Annotated in this window: 4 protein-coding genes and 1 pseudogene; all 5 read right to left on the bottom strand. The window is 67.7% G+C overall.

The genetic code is table 11. The annotated features are described in order from the left end of the window. Positions 1-159 (bottom strand): annotated as a pseudogene (locus FNJ47_RS52085) (precorrin-3B C(17)-methyltransferase); the annotation flags it as partial. Further along, positions 156-887: a precorrin-2 C(20)-methyltransferase gene (locus FNJ47_RS44825; RefSeq protein WP_163163021.1), complete on the bottom strand. Its 732-nt coding sequence runs from the start codon at positions 885-887 to the stop codon at positions 156-158. The gene FNJ47_RS44825 and the pseudogene FNJ47_RS52085, both read right to left, overlap by 4 nt. Positions 888-889: 2 nt before the next feature. Then, positions 890-1519 carry a precorrin-8X methylmutase gene (locus FNJ47_RS44830; RefSeq protein WP_163163023.1) on the bottom strand — a complete coding sequence of 210 codons (630 nt, stop codon included), beginning with the start codon at positions 1517-1519 and terminating at the stop codon, positions 890-892. Continuing rightward, positions 1519-2682, bottom strand: a complete 1164-nt coding sequence (gene cobG / locus FNJ47_RS44835) for a precorrin-3B synthase (protein WP_163163025.1) — start codon at positions 2680-2682, stop codon at positions 1519-1521. The genes FNJ47_RS44830 and cobG overlap by 1 nt, the downstream gene beginning before the upstream one ends. Next, a partial coding sequence (locus FNJ47_RS44840) for a cobaltochelatase subunit CobN (RefSeq protein WP_175068514.1) occupies positions 2679-4184 on the bottom strand: 1506 nt, incomplete at its 5' end. The genes cobG and FNJ47_RS44840, both read right to left, overlap by 4 nt.

Below are 4184 nucleotides of genomic sequence, written 5' to 3' on the forward strand. Positions count from 1 at the left end.
CGAGGGATGCAGCGTGAGCCCGTCGCGCGGCTGCACACGGGTCACATAGGGCGCATAGCCGACGATGTCAGTCGCCGTTGCGAGTGCAGCGGAGACCTCCGGCGTGATCAGCGCCTCGTCGCCCGGCCCCAGTCCCGCGATGGTCAGCGTGCCGGTCATCGCGCCGCCTCCCTGCGCCGCCCCAACCCATGCACCAGCACGATCGCAAAATACGGACAATCGGCCTCGCCGATGTCAGCGAGCCGGGCGACGCGCTGATCCGGCATGGTGCCGCGCTCGACCAGCCACGCACCGTCGAGACGGCCGGCGGAGGCGAGCGCGCGGCGGATCTTCGGAAGGTTGCGGCCGGTCTTCATCACGACGAGCGCGTCGGAGCTGCGCATCCGCTGCGCAAGCTCCGTCTCCGGCAGCGTGCCCATCAGCACGGTGGTCACGTCGTCAGCAAGCGCGATCGGCTGGCCGACCGCATTCCAGCAGCCGACCATGCCGGGAATGCCGGCAATCACCTCGATCTCGACGCGTCCCTGCAGGCGCGCATGCAGATGCATGAACGAGCCATAGAAATAGGGATCGCCCTCGCAGAGCACGACGACATCGATTTCACGCGCCAGCCGCGCCAGTCGCTCGGCCCATGCTTCATAGAAATCGGCGAGCAGCCGCGTGTAGTCCGGGCTGTCGAACGCGATCTCCGTGGTGACGGGATATTCCATCGGATATTCGTTGACGCCAGCGGCGAGCATGCCGTCCACGATCCGCCGCGCCTGGCCGAGCTGCCCCTTCTTGCGGAAATAGGCGACGTGCTTCGCCGCACGCACCATGCGGTCGGCACGCACGCTCATCAGGTCGGGATCGCCAGGGCCAAGCCCGCAGCAAATGATGCGTCCCATTGCTATTCGCTCCGGCTTGCCAACGCGTTGACGGCGGCAACCGTGATCGCCGAACCGCCGAGCCGTCCCTCAACCGTCAGCGCCGGCACGGGTGGCTCAACCATCAATGCCGCCTTGGATTCGGCCGCGCCGACAAAGCCGACCGGACAGCCGATGATCGCCGCCGGCCGCGGACAATCGGCATCCTCCAACATGTTGAGCAGATGGAACAGCGCCGTTGGTGCATTGCCGATCGCGACGATCGCCCCGGCCAAGTGCGGCCGCCACAGTTCGAGCGCGGCCGCCGAGCGCGTATTGCGCATCGATTGCGCGAGTGCGGGAATCTGGGGATCACCAAGCGTGCAGATCACGGCGTTTGCCGCCGGCAATCGTGCACGCGTGATCCCTTCCGACACCATACGCGCGTCGCAGAGGATCGACGCGCCGTTCTGCAAGGCCGTTCGTGCAGCCGCGGCCATCCCAGGTGTGAAGTGGACATGCGCTTCCAGGCCCACCATGCCCGCGGCATGGATCATGCGCACGACCACCGGCTCCTCGTCTGACGTAAAGCGGGCAAGGTCGGCCTCCGACCGGATGGTGGCAAAGGATTGGCGATAGATCGCCGCACCGTCGGTCTCATAGACGTGCGGCATCAATGGCCTCCCGTCAGCACGGTGGGATTTGCGATGAGGTACGAACTGGTCAGCCCGCGCAGGACCGGCGTATCCCGCGTCGTGCCGCGGCGGATCAGGTCAAAGCCCTCGCCGGACGCAACAAGGGTGACGTCAGCCGAACCGGAATGGGCACAGCCCTTGGCGCAACCGGAGACATGAAGCCGGGCACCCGCCGGGATATGCCGCGCGAGCACCGATGCCAGCGTCCGCGTATCTGCATGCGCCTCGCGGCAGCGCGGCGCGCCGCTGCAAGCAATCACGCGCAGCACCGGATCATCGGCCTCGGTGACGAGATCCGACCCGCGAGGCATCTCATGCATCCCCTCCGCCAACATCATCCGCCACGGCGTCACGCGAAGAGCCTGCGCGCTCGCAGCAAGCTGGCTGAGCATCTGGTGCGGCATTTGTCCGAAGGCCACGCCAACCATCGCACCCACCGGATAGAGGCCCGGTACCGGGTCTGCCGATCGGGCGACGGGCTCGGCATCACCACGAAGTGAATCGGGAAGCGTCGCACCGCCGGCCAGATGGGCAGCCATCCGCCGCCTCTCCCCATTGGCTCCGCCAAAGGCGGCGAACCATTCGGCCAGGGTCAGCGCGACCTGCACCGCCTCCTGCCGCGTGACCGAACGCCCGAACTGTGCGCCATCGGCGCGGACCAGCAGCGCTCCGCCGCGATCGCGCTCGATCCTGACGTCCGCCGACGCGCCAGCCAGCACGCGCACGTTGCCATCATCGATAGCGAAACCGAACTTGGTCGGAAGGTCGAGCGAAGCGCCGGCAAGCACGCGCTCAAGCTCGGCCGCGAGCGAGGGTGTATCGTCACCGGCGGTCCAAAATGGCGTCACCAGAACGTTGCGCTGCGCCTCGGTATCCGAGTCCGAGTCCAGCAATCCGAGCCCGGCGAGCCCATCGATCAACGGCGGATAACTCACGTCGCTGACGCCGCGGATCTGGAGATTGGCGCGGCTGGTCAGATCGATCAGGCCGTTACCATGTCGCGCAGCCAGCTCAGCGATTCCTGTCGCCTGCGCCGCCTCCAGCCGTCCGCCATGCGGACGAATGCGCACCACGAGGCCGTCGCCCGACTGCATCGGCCGCAACGCGCCCGGACACCAGCCCTTGATCGCAACCGCGCTCATGAGGCCTCCTGCAGCGCGGCCGCAATCGAATTGCGCCGCGTCTGCCACAGCGACGCGTCATGCAGGCGGGTGAAGCAGGTCTCGATCGCAGCCAATGCCGCCGGATTCTCGCGCGCCATGAACGCGCGAACCTCGTCATTGCCGAGCGTCGCGTCGTAATAGAGATCGAACAGATGCGGCGGCACTGCACCGGCGAGATGCGCGAACGCCGCCATGTGCTCCAGCGTCGCTGATATCTCGGCGGCACCGCGGAAGCCATGGCGCATCATGCCGGCGATCCATGCCGGATTGGCGGCGCGAGCCCGCACCACCCGCGAGATTTCCTCGGTCAGCGAGCGGGCATGCGGCTGATCCGGCCGCGTTGCATCGAGGTGGTAGAGCGACGGGACCTTTGCGCCAAGCCGTCCGGCCGCAGCGGCGATGCCCGCCTCATGCGCGGCATAGTCCGCCGCCAGCAGCAGATCGGTCTCCGGCAAATCCTGAGTGTGGACAAAACTGTCTGCAGTAGCGAGCCGTGTCTCGATGCCGGCGCGGTCAGGCCGTATCTCGCCATCGGCCGCGATGGCCCAGGACGATGCCGACAGCCAGGCTTCGCCGGCCGCCTCCCGCGCTTCCGCTGTGAAGACATCAGGGATCGACGCAATGCCGGCGCCATAATGTCCGGGGCGCGGACCGAACACGCGTGCGATGCGCGGTCGGTAGGGATTCTCGTCCGCCTCGTCGCCGCGTTCGGCCAACGCCTCCGTCGCGGCTTCGAACAACTGAGCCAGCCCCGAAAAGACGTCGCGGAACAAGCCCGACACGCGCAGCGTGACGTCGATGCGGGGACGACCGAGTTCTGCCGGCGCGATGATGTCGTAGCCCGACACCCGGCCCGACCCATGATCCCAGCGCGGCGCGATGCCGACGAGATGCAAGGCCATCGCAAAATCTTCGCCGGCGGTGCGCATCGTCGACGAGCCCCAGAGGTCGACGACGAGCCCCTTCGGCCAGTCGCCGTGATCCTGCAAATGGCGGCGCAGCAACTCCTCGGCGAGTTTCACGCCCTGCGCATGCGCCGACGGCGTCGGCACCGCGCGGGGATCGACCGCAAACAGATTGCGTCCGGTCGGCAGCACGTCGCTGCGTCCGCGATAGGGCGAGCCTGACGGCCCCGGCGCAACACGCCGGCCGGCGAGTGCATCAAGCAGCGCGGCCTTCTCCGCCTCACTGCAAGTGCCCCGCCCGAACACATGCAGGCCGTCGGCGAACTGGCCTTCCTTGAGATCGCAGACGAAGCGATCGATCTGCGGAATGGCCTCGGCCGCCGAGACCGATGCGGCGAGACCGAGATCGTCCTCCAACCCGGCGATGCGCGCTTCTTCGCGGATCGCAGCAATCAGGCGCTGCCGCCGCGCTGGCTCAAGACCGTCGGCGGTGGAGTACTCATCCAGCAAGCGCTCGAGACGCCGCCAGCCCTCCGGCACCGCCGCCTTTGCCCGCGGCGGCGGCCGAGGGCCGCT

It is taken from the genome of Bradyrhizobium uaiense, assembly GCF_010811875.1.
In the GTDB taxonomy this organism is placed as follows: Bacteria; Pseudomonadota; Alphaproteobacteria; order Rhizobiales; family Xanthobacteraceae; genus Bradyrhizobium; species Bradyrhizobium uaiense.